The 20,342-nt window shown below is 65.3% G+C and carries 21 protein-coding genes and 1 riboswitch; of the genes, 5 read left to right on the top strand and 16 right to left on the bottom strand.

What is annotated here, in order from left to right:
* Positions 1–27: 27 nt before the first annotated feature.
* Positions 28–180, bottom strand: coding sequence for a hypothetical protein (locus LWC34_RS56130; protein ID WP_233735099.1), 153 nt, complete (start codon positions 178–180; stop codon positions 28–30).
* Positions 181–191: 11 nt separating this feature from the next.
* Between LWC34_RS56130 and LWC34_RS56125 the strand changes: the two genes are divergently transcribed.
* The 3 genes from LWC34_RS56125 to LWC34_RS56115 are packed head-to-tail and all read left to right on the top strand — an operon-like array spanning position 192 to position 2,163.
* Complete coding sequence (locus LWC34_RS56125) at positions 192–620, top strand: hypothetical protein (protein WP_233735097.1); 429 nt, start codon at positions 192–194, stop codon at positions 618–620.
* Position 621: 1 nt separating this feature from the next.
* Entirely contained in the window at positions 622–1,674 is a 1,053-nt protein-coding gene (locus tag LWC34_RS56120) for an FAD-dependent oxidoreductase (protein ID WP_233735095.1), read from the top strand.
* 51 nt (positions 1,675–1,725) lie between these two features.
* Positions 1,726–2,163, top strand: coding sequence for a VOC family protein (locus tag LWC34_RS56115; protein ID WP_233735093.1), 438 nt, complete (start codon positions 1,726–1,728; stop codon positions 2,161–2,163).
* A 41-nt stretch (positions 2,164–2,204) separates the two neighbouring features.
* On the opposite strand, the gene LWC34_RS56110 is transcribed toward LWC34_RS56115, so the two are convergent.
* Positions 2,205–4,025, bottom strand: a complete 1,821-nt coding sequence (locus LWC34_RS56110; RefSeq protein WP_233735091.1) for a ricin-type beta-trefoil lectin domain protein — start codon at positions 4,023–4,025, stop codon at positions 2,205–2,207.
* A gap of 54 nt (positions 4,026–4,079) precedes the next feature.
* A complete protein-coding gene (locus tag LWC34_RS56105) occupies positions 4,080–5,198 on the bottom strand; it encodes a discoidin domain-containing protein (protein ID WP_233735089.1) in 1,119 nt (372 codons plus the stop codon).
* A gap of 133 nt (positions 5,199–5,331) precedes the next feature.
* On the opposite strand from LWC34_RS56105, the gene LWC34_RS56100 reads away from it, so the two are divergent.
* Positions 5,332–6,327 carry a LacI family DNA-binding transcriptional regulator gene (locus tag LWC34_RS56100; RefSeq protein WP_233735087.1) on the top strand — a complete coding sequence of 332 codons (996 nt, stop codon included), beginning with the start codon at positions 5,332–5,334 and terminating at the stop codon, positions 6,325–6,327.
* Positions 6,328–6,379: 52 nt separating this feature from the next.
* On the opposite strand, the gene LWC34_RS56095 is transcribed toward LWC34_RS56100, so the two are convergent.
* On the bottom strand, positions 6,380–7,093 hold the full coding sequence (locus LWC34_RS56095) for a BtrH N-terminal domain-containing protein (protein WP_308200334.1): 714 nt from the start codon (positions 7,091–7,093) through the stop codon (positions 6,380–6,382).
* A gap of 113 nt (positions 7,094–7,206) precedes the next feature.
* Here LWC34_RS56095 and LWC34_RS56090 point away from each other — a divergent pair, with 113 nt between their 5' ends.
* Positions 7,207–8,595 (top strand): IS1380 family transposase, encoded by a 1,389-nt coding sequence (locus LWC34_RS56090; RefSeq protein ID WP_233722400.1) that lies wholly within the window; start codon positions 7,207–7,209, stop codon positions 8,593–8,595.
* Here LWC34_RS56090 and LWC34_RS56085 read toward each other — a convergent pair.
* The 12 genes from LWC34_RS56085 to LWC34_RS56030 form a co-directional block, all read right to left on the bottom strand.
* Positions 8,524–9,132 (bottom strand): BtrH N-terminal domain-containing protein, encoded by a 609-nt coding sequence (locus LWC34_RS56085; RefSeq protein ID WP_233735085.1) that lies wholly within the window; start codon positions 9,130–9,132, stop codon positions 8,524–8,526. The two genes, LWC34_RS56090 and LWC34_RS56085, sit on opposite strands and share 72 nt — an antisense overlap.
* A gap of 207 nt (positions 9,133–9,339) precedes the next feature.
* Positions 9,340–12,213: an aminomethyl-transferring glycine dehydrogenase gene (gene gcvP / locus LWC34_RS56080; protein WP_233735084.1), complete on the bottom strand. Its 2,874-nt coding sequence runs from the start codon at positions 12,211–12,213 to the stop codon at positions 9,340–9,342.
* A 146-nt stretch (positions 12,214–12,359) separates the two neighbouring features.
* Positions 12,360–12,458, bottom strand: a riboswitch (glycine riboswitch).
* A 65-nt stretch (positions 12,459–12,523) separates the two neighbouring features.
* On the bottom strand, positions 12,524–12,793 hold the full coding sequence (locus LWC34_RS56075; RefSeq protein WP_233735082.1) for a hypothetical protein: 270 nt from the start codon (positions 12,791–12,793) through the stop codon (positions 12,524–12,526).
* Positions 12,793–13,365: a MerR family transcriptional regulator gene (locus LWC34_RS56070; protein ID WP_233735241.1), complete on the bottom strand. Its 573-nt coding sequence runs from the start codon at positions 13,363–13,365 to the stop codon at positions 12,793–12,795. The genes LWC34_RS56075 and LWC34_RS56070 overlap by 1 nt, the downstream gene beginning before the upstream one ends.
* 266 nt (positions 13,366–13,631) lie before the next feature.
* Positions 13,632–14,105 (bottom strand): bifunctional nuclease family protein, encoded by a 474-nt coding sequence (locus LWC34_RS56065; protein ID WP_037260078.1) that lies wholly within the window; start codon positions 14,103–14,105, stop codon positions 13,632–13,634.
* A 309-nt stretch (positions 14,106–14,414) separates the two neighbouring features.
* Complete coding sequence (gene garA / locus LWC34_RS56060) at positions 14,415–14,864, bottom strand: glycogen accumulation regulator GarA (RefSeq protein ID WP_233735080.1); 450 nt, start codon at positions 14,862–14,864, stop codon at positions 14,415–14,417.
* Between the two features lie 122 nt (positions 14,865–14,986).
* Positions 14,987–15,367, bottom strand: coding sequence for a glycine cleavage system protein GcvH (gcvH, locus tag LWC34_RS56055; protein ID WP_233735078.1), 381 nt, complete (start codon positions 15,365–15,367; stop codon positions 14,987–14,989).
* A gap of 235 nt (positions 15,368–15,602) precedes the next feature.
* On the bottom strand, positions 15,603–16,454 hold the full coding sequence (locus LWC34_RS56050; RefSeq protein ID WP_233722595.1) for an IS5 family transposase: 852 nt from the start codon (positions 16,452–16,454) through the stop codon (positions 15,603–15,605).
* A gap of 55 nt (positions 16,455–16,509) precedes the next feature.
* Positions 16,510–17,094, bottom strand: coding sequence for a cardiolipin synthase ClsA (gene clsA / locus LWC34_RS56045; RefSeq protein WP_233735076.1), 585 nt, complete (start codon positions 17,092–17,094; stop codon positions 16,510–16,512).
* A gap of 114 nt (positions 17,095–17,208) precedes the next feature.
* Positions 17,209–17,418 (bottom strand): hypothetical protein, encoded by a 210-nt coding sequence (locus LWC34_RS56040; protein ID WP_233735074.1) that lies wholly within the window; start codon positions 17,416–17,418, stop codon positions 17,209–17,211.
* 174 nt (positions 17,419–17,592) lie between these two features.
* Complete coding sequence (locus LWC34_RS56035; RefSeq protein ID WP_233735072.1) at positions 17,593–19,416, bottom strand: MFS transporter; 1,824 nt, start codon at positions 19,414–19,416, stop codon at positions 17,593–17,595.
* Positions 19,417–19,848: 432 nt separating this feature from the next.
* Positions 19,849–20,184: a hypothetical protein gene (locus tag LWC34_RS56030; RefSeq protein WP_233735070.1), complete on the bottom strand. Its 336-nt coding sequence runs from the start codon at positions 20,182–20,184 to the stop codon at positions 19,849–19,851.
* Positions 20,185–20,342 lie beyond the last annotated feature (158 nt).

The following is a 20,342-nucleotide window of genomic DNA, read 5'->3' as shown; positions in this document are numbered from 1 at the left end:
CGTTCGCTATATTCATTATACGAGTCGTCAAACCAAAACGTTCACCCAGCTCAGCGGGGCGGCGGGACTGGGGTTCGCGATCCTGATCGTCCTCGCCAACGCGATCGCCGTGCCAGCGGGCCTGCCCATCCCAGGAACCCCGTACCCCGAGGCCGCCCAGTTCTTCGCCAAGGACAGCACGGGCGTTGGCCGTGGCCTTGGCTTTGGGCCCGGCCAGTTTCCTGGCGGCCACGCTCTTCGCAGCGGGCGCGCTGAACATCCTCCGATCCGGCTGGGCCCTGGTCGGATTCGCCGGGATGCTGCTGCAGAACGGCGCATTCACCGCGGTCATCGCACTGCGGCACGCGATGAACCCGCCAACCGAGGGCTTATGGAACCTGCATGAGGCCTTGTTCAGCCTCAATGGCACGTTCCTCGCGATCGTGATGCTCGGACTGTCCATGGGCGGCCTGCAAGCCGGGCTGATCCGCCGCTGGCACGCGACGCTTGGTTTCACCGGGGCCATGTTGATGTTCACGTTCGCGACCCTGTCGATCGGCTTGCTCGGATTGCTTGGCTGGTTAATGTGGGTCGTCTGGATCGCAACGTACGGCGTCACCTTGATCCGCGTGAGGAGCTAGTTTGCAGATCGTCCGGAAAGATGTCGTGGTTGTCGGATTGGGCGCGTTCGGATCGGCGGCGCTCTGGCGCCTTGCCCAGCGCGGCCTGACCGTGGCAGGCATCGAGCAGCACGCGATCGGCCACGACCAAGGCTCATCCCACGGCGGCACAAGGCTGTTCCGGATCGCCTGCATGGAACATCCCAGCCTGTCAGCGATCGCGCTGAAATCCCTTGAACTGTGGACGGCGCTAGGCGCGCAGACCGGCGAAACCTATGTCCACCAGACCGGCCTGCTCTACGTTGGAAATCCGGACAGCAAGGCCATTACCGTGCCGCAGCAGGCAGGCGTTCCGGTCGAACTGCTGACCAACACGGAAGTCGTTGAACGCCAACCACAGTACAACGTCCAACCTGGACAAATCGGCGTTTGGGACCCGGGCGCGGGCATCTGCTACCCCGAGCTCAGCGTCCGCGCCCACGTCGCCGCGGCCGAACGGCTCGGCGCGGACGTGCACGCGAACACCAACGTCCTGGCCATAGAAGGCAACACGGTCTACACGCCGACGCTGGCCATCGAAGCCGACCAGATCGTGATCGCGGCCGGTGCGGGCTTGCGCCACTTCGTCCCGGATCTGCCGTTGAAGCACACGCCGACGCCCGTGAGCTGGTTCCGTCCCAAGGATTCCGCCGATTTCTCGCTGGCGAAGTTCCCTGCCTTCGTCTGGGACTTTTCCGAGGAGATGGGCCTGTGGGGGCACGGCTCGACAGCGGACTTCGCCGTCAAGGTCGGCGCGCATCCCCTGGACACCGTCGATGTCGAAGACGCTGTCGCGCAAGCGTTTCCGTCGTTGGCCCCCAAGCCGTTCGACGTCAAGCCCTGCCACGTCACGGATTCGCCTGACGAGCAGTTCCTTGTCGGACGGATCAGCGACCACGTGACCGTCGCAGGCGGCGACAGCGGCCACGGATTCAAGCACTGCGCCGGTATCGGCGAGCTGCTGGCGCAGATCGTGACCGGCGAACCCACCTATTGCCCGATCGAATTCATGGATCCCACCAGATTCGCCTCCTGACAGTGTCGAGTTCCTCGAACCGGCTCCGTCACTGGGGTAAGGAGGCACACCATGATCAAGCGGTTGGAAAACGTGGGCATCGTCGTCGAGGATCTCGATGCCACGATCGAGTTCTTCGAGCACCTTGGCCTGACCACGCAAGGCAGGGGAACGTTCGAGGGCGATTGGATGGGCCGCATCGTCGGGCTCGACGACGTCAAGCTCGACATCGCGATGATGCGGACGCCAGACGGCAACGGCAGGCTCGAACTGATGCGCTACCACCGGCCAACGGCGGTCAGTGGCGCAGCCGACGCGCCAGTGCACGCGCTGGGCATCCGGCGGATCTTGTTCGCCGTGGACAACATCGACACCCTCGCCGAAGGGATACGTGCCCGCGGCTGGGAACTCCTCGGCGAGTTGGCGAACGTCGAAGGCGACAGCTACCGGTTCTGCTACATCCGCGGCCCCGAAGGGATCATCGTCGCATTGGCCGAGCAGCTCAGCTAGAAACCGGCGGGGCGGACCCCCAAGCCCGCCCCACCGGAGTTTTATGCTGGGACGGTCCACCGCTGGTTGGCTCCGCTGCCGCAGGTCCAGATCTGCAGCTTGGTGCCGTCCGCGGAGTTGTTTCCCGTGACGTCAAGGCACTTTCTCGTATGGACGTTGATCAACGTCCCGCCGGAATAGGTCCATTGCTGGTTGCCTGCGCCGAAACAGTCCCATGACTGGACCGGCGTGCCATCTGCCGTACCGCCGCCAGCAACGTCGAGGCACTTGCCAAGGCCGCGGATCGTGCCGTCGGTACCCATGGTCCACTGCTGGTTCGGGCCGCCGACGCACGTCCAGATCTGTGGCAGGTTGCCGTTGACCGTCGATCCGCCGGTGACATCGAGGCACTTGCCAGCCAGGCCGGTGATCTGCCCGGTCCGACCGGTCGGCGGGTCAAGCGTGCCCGGCCAGGTGAATGTCGCCATCGAGCCGCCCGGCAACTGGTATCCGAACGACTGGCCACCATAGGAGACCTGGAAGTTCTGCGTACCGCCGCTGTTGATCGCGACGAGCACGATCGATCCGTTCGGGTTGCGGAACGCCACATTCTGGATGCCGCCCTCGCCGTACCCGGTCGAGTCGATCCGCACAGCACCGGGCTGCACGAACTTGCTCAGGTGGCCCAGCACGTAGTACTCGGCGTTGTACGTGACGTTGCTGCCGTTCGTGGTGACGACGCCCATGCAGTTGCCACAGCTGCCAATGACCGGGCCGTGGTTGTTGTCCAGGGCCATGTTCCACGTCGTGACGGTCCTTGCCCAGTTGCGGGTGGTGCCGATCGCGAGGTTGATCCCCTGCCAGCGCAACGTGTCCCGGAAGGTAGCGGCGTCACTGCCCGACGAGGTGCCGGAGCACTCGGTGAAGAAGATCTCCTTGTTCGGCTGGGCATTGCGCACCACCGACTGTCCACTTGGGTTACCGCCGTAGCAGTGCCACGCCGAACCGACCACGTTGTTGCCCGCACTGTTGTTGACCTGCTGGGCATAGCTGGTGTTGTCCCAGTTGTGGTCATAGCCGAGCAGCCTCGTGCCGAACCCGGCCGCACGCAGCTTCGGCACCAGGTTGTTGATGATGTTCGACTGCTGTGCCGCCGACATCAGCATGCCCGGATACCCCGGCGGGGAGAAGTTCGGCTCGTTCTGCACGCTCATGTAGTCGATCGGCGCGCCCGCGGCCGTGTACGCCTGGGTGAACCTGACCAGATAGTCGGCGTACACACCGATCCGGCTGTCGTTGAGCGACCCACCGATCAGGTTGTTGTTGTTCTTCATCCACGCTGGCGCGCTCCACGGACTGGCCATAATAGACAGTCTTGGGTTGAGCGATTTGGCTTGGCGTACCAACGGAAGGATGTAGGCATTGTCGTGCGCGATGGAGAATCGTGACAGCGTCGGGTCGGCGGCGCCGTCGTTGTAGGTGTAGAAGCTGCGTGAGAAGTCTGTCGCGCCAATGGGTTGACGCAGGAAGGTCATGCCCACGCCGGTGTTCGGGTTGAACAGCGCGTTCATGATCTCGTCACGTCGTGGCGAGTTGAAGACGTTCCACGCGGCCGAATCGGTGAACGAGGCACCGAACCCGACCATCGACTGGTAGGTGGCGTTCGGGTTGACCGTGATGACCGGGCCGCTACCACCAGAACCGAAAGTGACGTTTCCTTGTTGCCGTAACAGGTTCGACCGGTCGCCAGTGGTCAGCCAGACGCTGGCACTTGTCGCAGCAAGCGCGGTCTGGGCCGGGATGGCCAGGAAAGTTCCGGCAGTGACAGCTGCCGCGGCGAGTGCGGTGATCCGCCATCGCCTGCTCCTCATCGTTGAGTGCATGACGCTCCTTGCAGGGGTAAAGAGCAATCTCGTGGGGCGGTGCCCCGCTCCGCCTCAGTCGTAGAGGCGGATGTCGGCGACGCTCCACCAAGCGCTTGCTGCACTGGTGGAGGTGATACGTAAGAACCGTGCGCTGGTGTGGCGGACGTCAATGGTCGTGAGTTGCCTGCCCCCGGTCCCGGTCGCGACGGTCCGCCATGTGGTGCCGTTGTCGCTGATCTCCAACTGCCAGTTGCGGGCGTAGTCACCGAGGTACCCGCCGCTGTCGACAGCGACTCGGCGGAAGCGCTTGCGTGCGCCCAGATCCACGTGGAGGTACTGCCCGTTGGCTTGAGGTGCTCCGCTGGACCAACGGGTTGAGGCGTCGTCGTCAACGGCGAGGTTTGCTTCTGGCCCGGGTGCGGCTGTGGCACCGTTGATCGGCACAAAGTCCAGGCTTCGGCTGTGGCCGCGGGGCCAGGTGAAGGTGGCCAGGGCGCCGCCGGGCAGCGTGTACTCGAAGGTGCGGTCTCCGACGTTGACCGCGAACGACCGCGGGTCGTCGTTTTGGTTGTGGACCACGAGTGCGGTGGATCCGTCCGGATTGCGGAACGCGGCGTCCATGATCTGGCCGTTCCAGCCCGTGGTGCCGAAGGACGTGCTGGCGACGCGGCGGGCGCCGGGTTTCACGAACTTCGCCAGGTGTCCGATCGTGTAGTACTCGGCGTCTGTGGTTACGGAACCGTCTGGGTGCACCGTGACCAGGCCTGTGCACGTGCCGCAGCCGCCGTTGTGTGGGCCGCCGGTGCTGTCCAGCGCGATGTTCCAGTTGACCACGCTGCGCGCCCAGTTACGTGTGGTGCCAAGGACTATGTTGCGTGCGCGTACCGGATCGAACAGCTCGCGCATCGTGTCAGCCCGGACAGCAGGCGCAAGACCAGCGAGCACCGCGGCGGAGGAATCGGTGATCGACGCGCCGAACCCGTCGACGGTCTGATACTCGCGATCAGGGTCGATGACGATCGTCGGCTGGGTGGACGGGCTCTTGCCGAACGTCACCGGCGGACGTTGCGCCAGCAGTTCAGACCGATCCGGCGTGGTCACCCACACCCGCACTCGTTCACCGGAGGCCTCGGCCGCAGGCACCGCGGCGAGCCCCGCGACGAGGGCCACCGACACGACAATCGTTCTCATCGCCGTCCTTGTAACAAGCGGTGATCACCATGAAACACCGACTTGCAGCATGAAACACCGCGCCGGTTGACGTCGTCAAGCCTTCGCTATACTCACCAGGTGCAACGCCAGCCCGGGCACCTGAAACAGCGCCATGCCCGATAACCGGCGCGCGAGTCTCCGTGACATAGCGGCGGAGACCGGTGTCTCGGTCGCGACCGTCTCGCGGGTACTCAACGACCGCGTGAACGTGGCGCCCCGAACCCGCGACCTGGTCCTGCAAGCCGTCGAACGCCACAAACAGCGCGCAACCCAGCCTTCCCGGCCGCGCACGGTGTATGTCCGCTGCCCATACGTGCTGACGGACTACTTCGGCGTGATCGTCTCCTCAATCGCGGAAACCCTGAAACTCCACGGCCTGCGCCTAGTCCTTGACGCAGGAGAATCCGCACAGGACAGCGACGCGCTCACGGTACTGCCAAGCCAAGACGACATCAACGGCGCGATCCTGATCCTTCCGCCGGAGGCAGGCGACCAGCTGGTCACGTTGTCCCACACCGGTTTTCCATTCGTCGTGGTCGATCCCCGCACCCCACCACCGCCGGACATCGCCGCTGTCTCAGCAGCCCATTTCTCCGGTGCCAGGGCAGTTGCCGACCATCTGATCGGCCTCGGCCACAGGGACATCGGCGTCATCGCGGGCCCCGACGAGTGGCTGGCGGGCGACGCGCGCCTGGCCGGACACCGCGCCGCCCTCGCCCAAGCCGGAATCCTGCTGACGCCAGAACGGTTGCGCCACATCGAACCCACCACTGCCGCAGGTCGCAGCGCCGCGGCGTCCCTCCTTGACCTCTCACCCCGGCTGACCGCGATCGTGTGCTTCAACGACAAGGTCGCCGTCGGCACGTTGCAGGCCGCACGGGAACGGGGACTGCGGGTCCCTGAGGATCTGTCCGTCGCCGGGTTCGACGACATCGATCTCAGCGAGGCCACCGATCCCGCGCTGACCACCGTGCGGCAACCGTTGCAGGAGATGGGCCGCATCGCCGTCACCCAGCTCATGCGGGTGCTCGACGGTCACCAACCCGAGGCTCTGCACATCGAATTGGCCACGACCTTGGTCGTCCGCGACTCGACCGCCGCCCACTGAGGCCCATCTGCCGACGGATCCGGCCGTGTTGATGCCGAGCCGCGGTGCTCCGTCAGGCCGTTGTCGTCGCCTTTAGGCGGGCAATGGCATCGGTTTCCGCCTCGTACAACGCATTGAGCTGCTTGCCCATGGCCGCGAACTCGGTCATCTCGCCCAGCGCGTGCCACATCTCGGCGATCTCCCGCCACTGCGGCGCCAGTCCGGAATGCCCAGCCTGCTCAAGGAAATCCGCGAACAACGGCCGCAAGTTACCGCCGGTGACCCCGAAACGGGCGTCCACACCCTCCCGGACGCCCTGCATCGCCAGGTCGAGCCACTGTCCGTCGGCGAACACCCGTGGCCACGCCTTGGCGGCCTTGGTGTTTGTCATCATCCGTGACCACTTGCGCCACGCGGGCAACGAGAACGAGTCCGACTTCGCCGACAGATGCTCAACGACATCCCGCAAACCCTCGCGAACCGCAGTCTCGACATCAGGCGTGCGATCCCGGTCGGTGATCACGAGCCCCTGGTTCTTCCAACTGCCGACCCGGGCCACCGCCCGGTCCAGGTCCGCTCGGGCAACGGTCAGCGGCGCCAGGTTCCGGTCGTCCAGATACACCTGGTCACCAGAAGCTGCGTACACCACAACCGGGTGACCGCCGTGGCCGTCGAGCTGCTCCGGAAGGTCCCAGTAGCCGATCTGGTAACGGTCCGGCCACACCATCACGGCGTTGCCGTCGGCCAACTGGCCGGTCAGCCACGCCTGCGCCGCCTTAGCCTGAATCCACTGATGAGTGGGTGTTCGGGGCGGCGTGTTACAAGTGAAAGTGCCTTCTGACCTGTGATAATACGAGTTACTGAGGCTCGATTATCACCCGGGGATGGAAGGCACTTTCAGTGAAATTATCGCACAGGTGGTCGCGGGCGGCGGTGCGGTTCGATGAGGAGAATCTCGTGTCCTGCGCCGGGATCGTGCCGGTGATGGCGCTGGCCGAGCGGGCGGGCATGTCGGAACTGGTAGCGCAGAAGGTAGAGATCACGAACGCTCCGATCCCGTCGACTGGGGCCAGCCCGGCAGGCAAGGTCGCCTCGATCGTCGCGGGGATGCTCGCGGGCGCGGACTGTATCGATGACCTGGACGTGATCCGCCACGGCGGGATGAAACGTCTGTTCACCGGGGTGTACGCGCCCTCGACGCTGGGATCGTTTCTGCGCTCGTTCACCCACGGCCATGCGCTGCAACTGGCCGCGGTGCTGCGCGCGATGCTGGTGTCGCTGGCGGCGAAGACCCCGGTGCTGGCCGGGGCGGATCAGATGACCTTTGTGGACATCGACTCGCTGCTGCGCCGCGTGTACGGCACCCAGAAACGAGGTGCGCGGTTCGGGCCGGCCAAAGTCGGTGGCTACCAATTGTTGCTGCGAGGGCTCTCGCCGCTGGTGGTCACGATCTCCACCCGGCTGGCCGCACCCCTCGTCGCCGCGATCCGTCTGCGGGCAGGCAACGCCGGTTCCGCGCGGGGCGCGGCGAGGTTACTGACCCAAGCCCTGAACACTGCGAAAGCCGCCGGGGCACGCGCGGGACGGATCCTGGTCCGCGGCGATTCCGCCTACTACGCCGGCACAGTGGTCAGTGCCGCACGCCGCGCCGGGGCGATGTTCTCGATCACCGTGGCGACCAACCCGTCAATCCAGGCCGCCATCACGGCGATCGCCGAGGACGCGTGGGTCGCGGTGCGCTACCCGGGTTCGGTGGAAGATCCCGATACCGGCGAGCTGATCTCTGACGCCGAGGTCGCCGAGACCGGCTATACCGCCTTCGCCGGAACCCGCCACGTCATCACCGCCCGGCTGGTGGTACGCCGGGTGAAGGACAAGAACTCCGAGAACGCCCTGTTCCCGATCTGGCGTTACCACGCGTTCTTCACCAACACCGAACTATCCACAGTAGACGCTGATCTCGCCCACCGGCAGCACGCGATCGTCGAAACGACCTTCGCCGACCTCATCGACGGCCCGCTGGCGCATCTGCCATCGGGGCAGTTCGACGCCAACGCCGCGTGGGTCGTCTGCACCGCCCTCGCCCACAACCTGCTGCGCGCCGCAGGCAGCCTCACCAGCACCTTCCACGCCAAAGCCCGCGGCGCGACACTGCGCAAACACCTCGTCTGCGTCCCAGCCCGCCTTGCCCGCCCTCAAGGCCGCCCGGTCCTGCACCTACCCGAGCACTGGCCCTGGGCCGAGGCTTTCACCACCCTGCACACCGCCGCCAGCCCACCCGCCGCCTGACCTTTTCTTCACCACCCGCCCGCCAGGGCCCGACCGGAGACCTCCCGTGGACACGCTGGACAAGCCAGCCGTTTCACCATGCCCACCACCAAAACCCAAGATCCACACATGACCAGAACACCCCGGAAGATCAACACAAGGTCTATCGGTGGATTCAGGCTTAGGCGCGGACCTGTGCCACTCAGCTGCGATGCCAAGGCGGGTGAGGACCTTCTCGGTGCGACGGCCGAAGTACTGCCAGGAGTTGTCAAAGCCTATCGTCACGTAACGGCTGTTGTCGTGCTTGAACTCCCACAGGATGTAGCCAGCGCCGATCCCGCCGCCGATGCCGAACACCAGCGCCTCGGTCAGACCGGAAATGCCTCGTGCCGTGAGCATCGCGTGCAGGCCCGCCGCGTCGGGGTCCGTGCCTCCACGCAACGTCCACCCGCCAGCCGGAGACGCTCCGGCCACATGGGCCAACGCGGTGGTGTAGCGCTCGCCGGTCTTGGCCATCCGGGCACGGACCTGGGCTTTGAGCTGCTTGCGTGACGTCATCACCAAACTCCTCGGCCGTCGCCACCGACACCCGGACCCCACGCGCCCCGATGCCACGACAGCCTGTGTTCAGGCGTGACGAAGAGAGCGTCCCGAGGCACACAGGTCCCCTTTGCCTCCGCGTAAGCCGGGCAGCGTGGGCACCCGGTCAGGAGGTTGGGCGTGGAACTCGCCTGCAAGCATCCTAACCGGGGCGCCCACGGGTATCTAGCTGGTGTACGCGTCCAAAGGCGGGCAGGAGCAAACCAGGTTGCGGTCGCCCTTGGCGCCGTCGATACGCCGAACCGGAGGCCACGCCTTCGGCCGGTCCGAGGTGACCGGGAAAGCGGCGATCTCGCGGCTGTAAGGATGGTTCCACTCGCCCGCAATGGAAGCCGCCGTGTGCGGGGCGTTGCACAGGGGGTTGTCGTCCATCGGCCACTCGCCCGCGCCGACCTTGTCGATCTCCGCCTTGATCGCGATCATGGCTTCGCAGAAGCGATCCAGCTCCGCGAGGTCCTCGCTCTCGGTCGGCTCGACCATGAGCGTTCCCGCCACAGGGAACGACATTGTCGGGGCGTGCAGGCCATAGTCGGCCAAACGCTTGGCCACGTCATCCACGGTCACGCCGGTCGCCTTGGTGATCGGTCGCAGGTCCAGGATGCATTCGTGGGCAACGAATCCGCCCTCGCCCGTGTACAGGACCGGGTAGTGCTCGTCCAACCGGCGGGCCACGTAGTTCGCAGCCGCCACGGCCGTCAGCGTCGCGTTGCGGAGGCCGGTTGCGCCCATCATGCGGACGTAAGCCCAGGAGATTGGCAGAATTGACGCACTGCCCCATGGTGCCGCGCTGATCGGGCCGACGCCGGTCTTCGGGCCTGCTTGCGGCTGCAGCGGGTGGTTCGGCAGGAACGGCGCGAGGTGCTCGCGGACTCCGATCGGGCCGACGCCGGGGCCACCGCCTCCGTGCGGGATGCAGAAGGTCTTGTGCAGGTTCAGGTGTGAGACGTCCGAGCCGAAACGGCCGTACTGCGCGAGGCCGATCAGGGCGTTCAGGTTCGCACCGTCCACATAGACCTGGCCGCCCGCGTCGTGGACAAGGCCGCAGACCTCGCGCACGGTGTCTTCGTACACGCCGTGGGTTGACGGATAGGTGATCATGATCGCGGCGAGGTCGTTCTTGTGCTCCTGCACCGATGTGCGCAGGTGGTCCATGTCGATGTTGCCGTTGTCATCGCATTTCACGACCGCGACGCGCATTCCGGCCATCACCGCGGATGCCGCGTTCGTTCCGTGTGCGCTTGCGGGGATCAGGCAGACGTCACGGCGGGTCTCGCCGCGGTCGCGGTGGTACGCGCGGATTGCCAGCAGACCCGCGAACTCCCCCTGGCTGCCTGCGTTGGGCTGCAGGGACACCGCGTGGTAGCCGGTGATCTGGGCGAGCCAGCTTTCCAGGTCGGTGATGATCTCCAGCAGACCCGAGGCGTCCTCCGCTGGCGCGAACGGGTGCAGGCTGGAGAACTCCGGCCACGTGATGGGTTCCATCTCCGCGGTCGCGTTCAGCTTCATCGTGCACGATCCCAGCGGAATCATGCTCCGGTCCAACGCGATGTCCTTGTCCGACAACGCACGCAGGTAGCGCAGCAGCGCGGTCTCCGAGCGGTGGGTGTGGAATACCGGGTGCGTCAAGTACTCCGAGGTCCGCAGCAGTTCGGCGGGGATAATGTCCGAAGTGGACGCGTCCACAGTGTCCACATCAGCTGATACACCAAAGGCTTGCCAGACAAGGGAAATGTGTGCACGCGTGGTGGTTTCGTCGCATGAAATCGCGACGTGGTCACCGTCCACAAGCCACAGGTTGATGTCGCGCTCACGGGCGGCGTTGACCACATCGGACGCTCGCCCAGGAACGCGGACCCGGATGGTGTCGAAGAACTGGGGGTGCACAACTTCGACGCCACCGGCACGCAGACCAGCCGCCAGCACGGCCGCCATCCTGTGCGCCCGCAAGGCAATCGACTTCAGGCCAGCCGGGCCGTGGTAGACCGCGTACATGGACGCGACGACCGCGAGCAGGACCTGGGCGGTACAGATGTTGCTGGTCGCCTTCTCCCGGCGGATGTGCTGCTCACGAGTCTGCAGCGCCAGCCGGTACGCCATCGAGCCGTCAGCGTCGGTGCTCACGCCAACCAAACGGCCCGGGAGCTGGCGCTCAAGTCCCTTACGTACAGCCATATATCCGGCGTGCGGGCCACCAAAGCCCATCGGAACACCGAAACGCTGGGTCGTGCCGACAACTACGTCCGCGCCGATCTCACCCGGAGGACGCAGCAGCGTCAGCGACAGCAGGTCCGCGGCCACAACGACCTGCGCGCCACGACCGTGCGCGTCTGAGATCAGCGCCTCGTGGTCACGCAGCACGCCGCTGCCACCCGGGTAGGACAGCAGAACCCCGAAGAACTCGCCCTCGGGCAGCCCGTCGGTCAGGTCGACGACCTCGACCTCGATACCCAGCGGCTCGGCGCGGGTCTCGATCACCGCGACGGTCTGCGGGAACGTGTCCGCGTCCACAAGGAACCGCGGCGACTTGGCCTTTCCGCCGCGCCGCACCAGCGTCATCGCCTCGGCTGCGGCCGTGCCCTCGTCCAGCATCGACGCGTTGGCCACCGGCACGCCGGTCAGGTCGGCGACCATCGTCTGGAAGTTCAGCAGTGCCTCGAGCCTGCCCTGCGAGATCTCCGGCTGGTACGGCGTGTACGCCGTGTACCAGGCCGGGCTCTCCAGTACGTTGCGCAGGATCACCGGCGGGGTCTGGGTGCCGTAGTAGCCAAGGCCGATCATCTGCGTGATCGGGCGGTTACGCGCAGCGAGCGCGCGGAGCTCAGCCAGCGCCTCGGCCTCCGTCGCGGCTGGCGGCAGGTCCATCACCAGGTTGGTCTCGCGGATCGAGTCAGGTACGGCGCGCTGCGCCAACGTCTCAAGCGAGTCGACGCCCACGACGTCGAGGATCTTGGCGATCTCGCCATTGCGCGGGCCGATGTGCCGGTCCGCGAACGGCGTACCGTGCTCGAGATCTGCCAGCGAGATCCGGTCCTGGGTCATCTTCAGCCTCCGGCGAGGGTCGGGCGTGCTCCGGCAAGCCCTCCCCCTCTGTCCGTACCCACGATCGGGCGCCTGAGAGCTTCACTCGCGCACTGCTGCGAGCTTTCACCGTCGGCGGGGTCCGCGAACCCACTTTCCAGAGGCGTCTACTTCGTGCGGTCCTGGGTACCTGAGAGGTTCCGGGGAGGAATTGCTCCTTCGGTGCCGGGCCCCTAGCGCAACCCGGTCTCTCCCGCACGACGTCGTCGACTACCGCGTAAGGATAGCGCGCGGCCGATCATCTACTGGTTATGTGTGACTGGTGTCTAGGTCACCCGGATGTTTTCGGGAGTTTGTCGGTGTACGAATCCGACGAATAGACGTTCGGGATGCATCCCTCGCGGCCCGCGTCCGGGTTCTTCAACAAGATCTCGCCGTCCGGGCAGCTCCGGTCGGTTGGCGCCGGTTTCTCACACATCCGGCCGCCGCCCGCGCGCTCGATCACGACTTGACCGGCGGAACAGATCTTCTCGGCCGCGCATCCCTGCACCGCCGGGACGACCAACGCCACCGCGGCCAAGGCTCGCGTGAACCTGTTCATCATCCCGCGTTGCGGGCGCGTCGCCTTGCGGTCAGTTCGTCGTCGTGCTGGATCAACTCGGCTCCGTCGGCCCGCTCGGCCGGGAACTCGTGGATCGTTCCGCTGATCTCCCGCATCGCGCCACTCACCGCGATACCGAACACACCTTGGCCGCCCTGCAGCAAATCGACGACTTCTTCCGGCGACGAGCACTCGTAGACGGTCGTTCCGTCGCTGAAGAGGGTGATTTTCGCGAGGTCGCGCACGCCCCTTCGGCGCAGGTGGTCGACGGCGACGCGGATGTTCTGCAGCGAGACGCCGGTGTCCAGCAGCCGCTTGACCACCTTCAACACCAGAATGTCCTTGAACGAGTACAGCCGCTGACTGCCCGATCCGTGCGCCGTGCGGATGGACGGGGCGACCAACCCCGTGCGCGCCCAGTAGTCCAGCTGGCGGTACGTTATCCCCGCGATCTGGCACGCCGCAGGGCCGCGGTAGCCGACCAGCTCGTCCGGCAGTGAAGCGTCCGGGAACAGCTCGCCCTGTTCACCGGCGTCCACACCGGCGAGCGGACTGTCGGGCCGTTGCTCCATCACACTGCCTCCCATCGTCCCCAGCGCCCGCCAACAGGAGCAGGAATACGCCGGTCATGAGCATTCGACGGCGGCGCCTCTAGTGGTCACGCCGTCGTCATTGGCTCGTATCTGACGGTAGGACGGGGGAGCATCCCGGTCAACGCGACGCGCGGAGCGCCGCGAATCAAGCGAAGTGGTTCACACCACTTGGACGTGTGCTCAGCCCGCGAACGGGCAGCATGACATGGAATAAGCGGACACCTGTTCGCCTCAGCGGGCGTCGGTCAGGTGTCCGCACCTCTAAAATCCTCTGGCGAGACCGAATCCAGGAACTCGCGGAACTTCTCGACTTCGTCTTCCTGCTCGTCCGGAATGATGAGTCCGGCCTCGGCGAGCACGGAGTCCTCGGCATGGATCGGCACGCCGATCCGCAGGGCCAGCGCGACGGAGTCGCTCGGCCTCGCCGACACCCTGATGTCACCGTCGAAGACAAGCTCGGCGAAGAACGTGCCTTCCCGCAGGTCGGTGATCCGCACTTGCTCCAGCTCACGACCAAGTGCCGCGATCACGTCCTTGAGCAGGTCGTGGGTCAGCGGCCGGGCAGGCCGCACACCCTGTTGTTCCAGCGCGATCGCTGTGGCTTCCACCGAGCCGATCCAGATCGGCAGGTAGCGTTCGCCCTCGGTCTCGCGTAGCAACAAGATCGGCTGGTTGGCGGGCAGCTCGACCCGCACGCCAACGACGCGCATCTCGCTCATCGGCCATCGCCTCCCTCAGCACGCTCAACCGCGACGACCCCCTGCTGCCAAGAGGATCGCGCATCGTCAACAATGACGCTACCCGCCATCCGGGCCCCACGCTTGACATCCCAGGTTTGCATATCGATCACGATCTGCGCTCTGTGCAGCTCATATGATGGCCTGTTCTAGCCGCCGATCACCCGGCGCAACACATCGGACACACAAAGTGTGTGCAGGGCAACAGAAAACAAGCTCGGGCCGGGGATACCCCCGGCCCGTGCGCTTCCCGACTGTTCCTACCTGGTCTAACTGGCGTTCACTCGCCTTTTACTGGCCGCCGGGGCCGGTGAGGAAGACCAGCCGGAACTTGCCGATCTGAACCTCGTCGCCACCGGCGAGCACGGCCTGATCCACCGGCTCACGGTTGACGTACGTACCGTTCAGACTGCCGACGTCGATCACGACGAAGTCGCTGCCCTCACGGCGGAATTCCGCGTGCCTGCGGGAAACCGTGACGTCGTCGAGGAAGATGTCGCTGTCCGGGTGACGGCCCGCGCTCGTGGTGTCACGGTCCAGCAGGAACCGGGAGCCCGCGTTCGGGCCACGCTTCACCACCAGCAGAGCCGAACCGGCTGGCAACGCGTCGATCCCGGCGACCTGCGGCTCCGGCGCGGGTGCCTGCTGGCCCTCGACATCGGCGAGGAAGTCGGCCCGGAAGACGGAGGTCCGCTCCGGAGACTGCTCCGGCGGAACGCCGGGTCCGTCGTTCGTGCTCACCTGAGCTCTCCTCCTGCTACTGGAATCGCTTGTTCCGCCAAACGTACCGTGCGGGCCATATGACGAATCGGCTGGTCCCCCAGATGCGCCCCGTCGCCTGCGGAACCAGTCCAAGATCCTTCTCATGCCTGACCGGTCAGCTCGCCATAGGCGGCGGCGTCGAGCAAGTCACCGAGCTCGGCGGAGTTGCTGATCTTGAGCTCGAACATCCAGCCATCGCCGAACGGGTCCGAGTTGATCAACTCGGGGGTGTCGTTCAGCGTCTCGTTCACCGCGACCACCTCGCCGCCGAGCGGGGCGTAGATCTCCGACACGCTCTTGGTCGACTCCACCTCGCCGACCGAGTCCTTCGCCGACACCGTCCCGCCGACCTCGGGCAACTGCACGAACACCACGTCACCCAGCTGTTCCTGGGCGAAGTCGGTGATGCCCACCCGCACGGTGTCGCCGTTCACGGCGATCCACTCGTGGTCAGGTGTGTACTTCAACTCTTCCGGCGTCACGTCCCCGTCTCCTCTTGTCGATCACCGACTGCGCTGGTTGGCGCAGAGCTTAGAGGCACCGCCGAGTGAGCGTTCGGGCGAGATCAGGCCCGCGCGGCGCCTCGGCGTCCTGCGGGCTGGACCGGGACGGTCCAGTCCAGGTCCAACCCGCAGAACGCCGATCCATCCACGCGGATCCTGACTCGCTATTCCGAGACTCACTCGGCGGTGCCTCTTAGAGGGCATCTGATCTTAGTTAGGCAAGAATGTCTGCTTTGGGTGGATCGTTTCGCCAGGTTTGGGTGGATTCCCCGGTCAGGGTGCGGCTCATTATGTTAGTCATCGCCCAGTGGACCATCGTGCGCGACCGCTGGGGCAGGGCTTCGTAGTCGCGCGCGAGTCGGCGGTGTTGCATCAGCCAGCCCAGACTGCGCTCCACTACCCACCGCCGGGGCAACACGTGGAATCCCTTGGCAGAAGGGCGTTTGACGACCTCAACCCGGATACCCCGCTGGGCTCCATGACGGATGACTGTGTTGTTGTAGCCACCGTCCACCCATGCCGCCGACACGGTCGGATGCGCAGCGGCGAGATGATCGAGAACCTGTTGCCCGCCAGCGGAATCCTGCACCGACGCCGCGGTCACGATTACCGCCAGCAGCAGGCCGAGCACATCGGTGGCGATGTGCCGTTTGCGGCCCTTGATCTTCTTGCCCGCGTCGATACCCTGACTGGATTCGCTGACATTGCAGGAGGTTTTCACGCTCTGCGAGTCGATGATCGCCGCCGTCGGGGCAGCAGCGCGGCCTTTCGCGACGCGGACTTGGTCACGCAACAGGTCATGCAGCGTTTCCGTTGTGCCATCGGCTTCCCACTTGGCGTAGTAGTCATAAACCGTCTTGCAGGGCGGGAAGTCGTGCGGCAGATACTCCCAGGCGATCCCGGTCCGGCACACGTACAGGATCGCGTTCACGATCTCCCGCAAGTCATGCACGCGCATCACGGTTCCCGGCCCACGCCGGGCAGCACGCCACGCCGTCAGCGTTGGCTCGATCAACGCCCAGCGAGCATCGGACAAGTCGCTGCGGTACGCACGCCGGGACCCCACAAGTTGATCAAGGTATCAGCCGTCACCCGACACAGACATATCGCCCCAACCAAGATCAGATGCCCTCTAAGAGTGGCCTCGGTCGCCGGATCGCGGTGACCGCCTGCATGACATAAATGAGCCCGGCCCAGACGTACAGCACAATGCCCCAGACCAGGAAGGCGTACGCGATCGGCTTGGCCACACCGGCCACCGCCCAATCGGTCTGCGCGAGCAGCAAGAACGGGAAGGCGTAGAGCAGCACGAACGTGGCGCCCTTGCCCAGGTAGAGCACCTCCGGAGGGCCGTAGCCCGCGCGCCGCAGCAGCGGCAAGCAAATAAGAACGGCCAGGTCACGGCCGATGACCAGGAGCACGACCCAGAGCGGCACGATGTCGCGCACGACGAACGCGACCATCGCGGCGAGTGTGTACAGCCGGTCGGCCAGCGGGTCGAGCATGGCGCCGAACTTGCTCATCTGGTTGAGCCAGCGCGCGATCTTGCCGTCCAGCCAGTCGGTGATCCCGCTGACGACGAACACGACGATCGCCCAGCCATCCTCCTGCGGGCCGAGCAGCAGCCAGAGGAACAGCGGTACCCCGGCGAGACGCAGAACGCTCAGCGCGTTCGGCACGGTCCAAATCCGCTCGCCCTCCACCACACACCCCTCCACTAAGCAGAAAACCCCTGGTCTCTCCTCGTGAGTGGTTGCGCGTGTTCTAACACGGCTAACCACTCACGAGGGATGACCAGGGGAAACTCTAGTGACCGGGGATCAGCTCGCGCGGGTGAGGGTCCATCCCCTGCGCTCGATCTCGGCGTTGGTGTACTCGACCGGACGGCCGCGGTCGTCGCAGCCTACCCAGCGCGACCTGGCAAGGCCTGCCTCGAGGACGTATGCGTGGCCCCGGCTCCACACGACGCTGCATGGCGCGGTCGGGAGCCTGCGGATGGACTTGGTCTCGGGTGCTGCCTCGTCAGTCATGTCCCCCACCTCCGTCAGGGGTGTCGGCCGACGGAGCCGCTCCGTTAGCCGCTTCTAGATCATGCGGCACGGTTCACCTTGCTCTTGACAATTTGCGGGTGTATGGCGCCGATCGGCACCACAACGCGCCGATCGGTCGAAGATCATTTAGGCGGAACGATCGCTGCGGCGTCGTCAGCCGCCACTCACCGAGCGCCCAGCGGTCACCGAGCTATCGGCCCGGCTCATATCCACCAGGTCAACGGGGATGGTCCCGCTTTCGGAAGCGGTCGCGGCCAACTCCTCGCCAACGCTCTCACCAACTGGGACGCCCCGACCTGCGAGCCACGACCCGACGGCGGCGATGACACAAGCCACGATCGCGAACCAGAACGCCACGTGCAGACCATCGGCGAACGGTTCGGTGATCAGGCTCGGGAAGAAGCTGCGCCCGGTCAGGAAGCTCGCCTGATCCGGCGGCAACTGGCTCAGCGCGGGTCCGAGCAACTGCTGCACGGGGTTGTACCCAAGGAACGCCGCGAACAACACAGCGACCGCAGGCAGCTGTGCGATCTCGTTGGCATCCGCCGCAGGCACGCCGTGAGCGGTCAAACCGCTGGTCAAGGCACCCGGCAGGCTCGTGGACAAACCGGCGATGATCAGGCTGAAGAAGATGCCGATCGACAGGACCATGGCGGCGTTCTGGAACGTGGCCGTCATACCCGCGCCCGCGCCTCGGGCGTTGCTCGGCAGGCTGCTCATCACGGCGGCACGGTTGGGCGACGAGAACATGCCCATCCCGATGCCGTTGATCACGAGCAGGATCGCGAACACGACGTAGTCGAAGTTGACAGGGAGGATCGTGAGGGCGAAGAACGTGCCCGCTGTGATGATCATCCCCGTGGTGGCGAGGCCGCGAGCACCGATCCGATCGGACAGCACGCCGGAGATCGGCGCGGCGATCAGGAACCCGATCGTCATCGGCACCATGTAGATACCGGCCCAGAGCGGCGTCTCCTCGAACGAGTAGCCGTGCTGCGGAAGCCAGATCCCCTGCAGCCAGATGATGAGGATGAACTGAAGGCCACCACGGCCGAGCGAAGCCATCAGGTTCGCGACATTGCCCCACGTGAACGTGCGGATCTTGAAAAGACTGAGGTTGAAGAGCGGATTAGGCGACCTGCGCTCGATGGCCACGAACCAAGCCAGCACCAGCACGCCGCCGACGAGGGCACCGATGACCCACGGGTTCGTCCATCCCATCGAGCTGTTGCCGTACGGCTGGATCCCGTAGGTGATCGCGACAAGCACGGCGATGAGGCCAACGGCGAAGGTGATGTTGCCGCCCCAGTCCATCTTGGCCTTCACGCGAACGCCCGTGTCATGCAACTTGAGGTACGCCCAGACGGTGCCGATCAGCCCGAACGGGACCGAGACGAGGAAGACCCAGTGCCAGTGGATCGGAGCGAGCACGCCGCCGATGACCAGGCCGAGGAAACTGCCCGCGATCGCGGCGATGCCGTTGACGCCGAGCGCGAGGCCACGCTGGTTGGCGGGGAAAGCGTCGGTCAGGATGGCGCTGGAGTTGGCCATCAGGAACGCGCCACCGATCCCCTGCACGATCCGCCACGCGATCAGCCAGATAGCGGCCGCGTCCCCACTCATCCAGGTGACAGCCAGCGCGATGGACGAGATGGTGAAGATGAGGAACCCAAGGTTGTACATCCTGGCGCGGCCATACATATCCCCTAGTCGCCCGAAGGTGACGACGAGGACAGCGGTGACGACAAGGAAGCCCATCATCATCCACAGCAGATAGCTGGTGTTGCCCGCGTCGAGCGGGTTGACCCCGATGCCCTTGAAGATGTCCGGCAACGCGATCAGCACGATGGACGAGTTGATCGTCGCGATGAGCAGGCCGAGCGTCGTATTGGACAGCGCCACCCACTTGTAGCGCGGTCCCAGCTCGCTCAGTGATTTCCGCTCAGCACCCCGCCTGGCCACACCAACCTCCTGCATCGGTTACTTAGTAATGCTAACCAATCTGGTTGCATGTAGCAACTATTCATCCAGAGGTGTGACGAGCAAGTCACCAACCGAAGCACGCGGCACGCGACACGCGTGTCCACCATTCCTTGTGGTGAGTTGAACCCGCGAGCGGCGCAAGGCGGCGACCAGCGAAGCTGGAAGCGAGTCGAGCAGTTTGACTCACCATGAAGGAATGGTGGACACGCGAGAGGGCGGTGCAATGCGAGAAGCCCCGAAGTGCAAGCCCCGCAAGCGCAAAGAACACCGCCGAAAAAAGACCTGGCCGCAAGCAAAGGTCAACACGGCCTTCAGCAACGGTGGACACGGTGTGCAGCAACGGTGGACACGGTCGCGAGCAACGGTGGACACGGTGTGACGGAACGGTGGACACGGGCTGATGGACCGCACAGGGGCGGCTGAACCCTAGGCGACCGCTGGAATGACGTTCTCCCCAAAGAGTTGAATGGTGTCGAGCATCCGCTGATGGTCAACAGCCCCCGCGCATGCCACAAAAACGATGTAATCAACGCCGAGATCCCGGCGAAGATCCTGCACCTGTTCACCGACGCTGTCCGGAGTGCCGACCAGCATCATGCCGGACTTCACCAACTGTTCCAGAGTACGCGGAACCGGACCTTCTTGCCCGGGCAACCGCCACGCCTCGAAGAAACCGAATTCGCCGAGCCAGTCGCCCATGAAAGCCATGGACTGCTCGGCGGATTTCCAGGCTTCCTCATACGTATCAGCGACGGCCAGCATCCGGCAGATCGCGACCCCGCCGTCCGGTCGCCACTGAGGTAATCTCACCAAGATTCTGGTTCGTTTGTTGAGCCGCGAAGCTGCTCGGACGAGCGCTGGTCGATGTGCTGGGGAGTGGTGAGACCCGGGGAAAGATGGGCGGGGAGCCCTTGGTAGAA

The sequence above is a fragment of the Kibdelosporangium philippinense genome (assembly GCF_021390435.2).
GTDB classification, from domain to species: Bacteria; Actinomycetota; Actinomycetes; order Mycobacteriales; family Pseudonocardiaceae; genus Kibdelosporangium; species Kibdelosporangium philippinense.
Note: the sequence above shows the minus strand (reverse complement) of the source record. Positions and strands in the feature narration are given on the sequence as shown.